Here is a 2,656-nt window from a genome sequence, read left to right as displayed (position 1 = left end):
CGCCGGTGAAGCCGGGGCCCGGCCACCCCCGGGGCGCCCGGCCGACGGTGGCCGCCCGCCGGTGCAGCCGGGGGCGAGGACTTCGAGAGAGAGGGACATCCCATGGAGACGTTGTTCGATCCCGACGGCCCGGAGCGGCCGGAGGACCTGCACGAGTGGACCGCGCGCGGTTTCGAGGTGGGCGAGGCGCGGCGGTGGATCGGCTCCGGGTTCGCGCTGGCCGACGCCGAGCGGTGGCGGGCCGCGGGCGTGTACCGGCCCGGCCCCGCGCTGGCCTGGCGGACCGCCGGGCTGACCCCGTACACGGTGCGGCCGCTGCTGCGGGCGGGGATGACGCCGCAGGACGCGGTGCGCTGGCACGAGCTGGGGTACGCGCACGCGGAGGCCGCCGAGCGGCACCTGGCGGGCGAGCGCCCGGGGCCCCGCGGCCTCCTGCACCGGTGGCTGCGGCGGCGCCGCTCTCCGGCGGCCCCCGCCGAAGGCGGGGGCGGGGAGGCGATGGGGGCGCTGCTGGCCGCCGGGGTCGCCGCGGCCGCCGCCCGCCCCTTTGCGGACACCGGCTGGGCCGGGCCGGACGCGGTGCCCTGGGCCCGGGCCGGGATCGACCCGGCGCGGGCGCTGATCCTGCGCGAGCTGGGGTTCACCGCCGCCGAGGCGAGTTCCCTGGGCACCGACGCGGTGGAGCTGCTGCGCGCCTGGTGGGACGCGGGCGTCCCGCGCGGCGAGGTCGCCGCCTGGGCGGCGGCGGGCTTCTCCCCCGCCGAGGCCGCCCGCCTGCGGAGCCGGGGTGTGGACCCCGAGCGCGCCCGTGTCCTGCGCGCCCTCGGCGACACCGCCTGACCCGCCCTCTCCTGGGCCCCGGGTGGCACACCCCGGGCTCGGGGAGCGCGCCCGGCCGGGGCCCCGCGGCGGCCGGGGCGTTCCCCCGCGCCGGCGGACAGGTCGAGACTGCGGACGGCGGCGCGGGCCGTCAGAGATGGCGGTGGCGCGGTCGGCGTATCAGGCGGTCAGGGGCGGGCGGGAGTGCGGACGGCAGCGGGGCCGTCAACAATGGCGGGGCGCGGGCGGCGGCACGAGTCGTCAGAGGTGACAGGGGTACGGGCGGCGTCTCAGACGGGCGGGGATGCGGGCGACGGCACGAGCCGTCGGAGACGGCGGCGCGCGGGCGGTGTCTCAGGCGGTCAGGGGCGGGCGAGGGTGCGGGTGGTGGCGGCGGCGTGGGCGGCGCCGCGGCCGGTGGCGCGGGCGGTGATCCGGCCGCCGCCGATGCGCAGCGCGACCTCGGTGTCCTCCGCGGTGGCGGCCCCGGCCGCGGCGGCCACGGCGCCGACGGGGTCCACGACCAGCCTTGCCCGGGGCAGGGCGCGGGCGGGGAAGGCCGCGGCCAGGTGACGGTACAGGTCCACCAGGACGGCGTGCAGCAGCGGCCCGTGCTCGGCCGGGTCGTCGGTGACCAGGACCGCGGTGACCGCGTCGGTGTCGGCGGCGGCGCGCAGCGCGTCCTCGACCGCTTCGAGGCGGCCCGGCCCCAGCACGGCCACCACGCCGTCGGCGCCGAACCCGACCGGTTCCCCGGTGGCCGGGTCGACCGCGTCCGGGGGCTCCCAGGGGTCGTCGGCGGGCTCGGCCGGGGCGATGTGGGCCAGGTGGGGCGGCTCGGTGTCGTCCAGGTCCAGCCCCGCCAGGTGCTCGCAGGTGCGGATGACCGTGAAGGGGTCCACCGTGCCCGGGGCGACGGCGGCGGTGTGCTCGGCGCCGCGGAGCACGGTGAGGACGGCCTGCGCCTGGCGGACCCGGCGGCGGCCGTCCCCGGCCAGGGCCTCCAGGGACAGGGCGAGCAGGACGGCCTCCACTCGGACCAGCTGCGCGAAGAGGCGGCGCACCGGGGCGTCGGACAGCACCTCCGGGGTGAGCCCGGCGGCGGTGCCCAGCGGCTCGTCGGACCCGGTGAGCGGGATGCGGGAGAGCCGGGCACGGGCGAAGGCGCCCAGGGCCGCCGCCGGGTCGGCGCCGGGATCAGAGGCGGCGGCAGGGGGCTCGGAGCGTTCGGCGGCGTCGGCCAGCACCGAGAAGTAGAGGGCGCGTTTGCCCGGGAAGTTGGAGTACACCGCCCCCCGGGTGAGGTCGGCCCGGGCCGCGATGCGGTCGATCTTGGCGTCGCGGTACCCCCGCTCGGCGAACTCCTCCGCGGCGGCGGCCAGCACCCGCGCGCGGTTGCGGACCTGCTGCTGTGCCCTCGTGAGCCGGACCATGCCCCTCCCCCGTGTCTGGTGCCGTCCACCCGATCCTACGTTGAGATGCCCTCGACACTCGGATGTCCACAGCACCCGAATGATTCCGTCATCTGAAATGGGGGCGAGCCGCGAGGAACCCCCGTTCCAGGCCCAGGGCCCGGTCGAACGGTCGAAAGAGCGGGCGCCCCGTACGGTCGCGCACGGCCGCACGGGCGGGGTCCGTGCCGCCCTCGCCCAGGTACCGGATTTTCCTTGATCGAGTTTTCTTATGCCGATTGCTCGTTGATTTTTTGCAAGATCCTGTCGGAGTCTTGCGGAGCGCGTCACACCGACCTAGGGTGTGCGTCACGTTCGGTGCTTCGGCGACTCGCCACCGTCACCTCCCGGCGACACGTGGGGGCCGCCACCGGACGTCCGCGGCC

At 77.9% G+C, this 2,656-nt stretch carries 2 protein-coding genes; one reads left to right on the top strand and one right to left on the bottom strand.

Annotated features, from left to right (window positions below; translation table 11 throughout):
* Window positions 1–102: 102 nt before the first annotated feature.
* Window positions 103–840: a hypothetical protein gene (locus ACJOT3_RS33980; RefSeq protein WP_406977234.1), complete on the top strand. Its 738-nt coding sequence runs from the start codon at window positions 103–105 to the stop codon at window positions 838–840.
* Window positions 841–1,181: 341 nt separating this feature from the next.
* Here the strand turns inward: ACJOT3_RS33980 and ACJOT3_RS33975 are convergent, their stop codons facing one another.
* The gene (locus ACJOT3_RS33975; RefSeq protein ID WP_406977233.1) at window positions 1,182–2,252 is read right to left on the bottom strand and encodes a TetR/AcrR family transcriptional regulator; all 1,071 of its coding nucleotides are present in this window, start codon (window positions 2,250–2,252) and stop codon (window positions 1,182–1,184) included.
* Window positions 2,253–2,656: the final 404 nt, after the last annotated feature.

The organism is Nocardiopsis protaetiae (assembly GCF_045446735.1).
GTDB classification, from domain to species: domain Bacteria; phylum Actinomycetota; class Actinomycetes; order Streptosporangiales; family Streptosporangiaceae; genus Nocardiopsis; species Nocardiopsis protaetiae.
The sequence above is the reverse complement of the archived record's forward strand: the minus strand, read 5'-3'. Positions and strand labels throughout refer to the sequence as shown.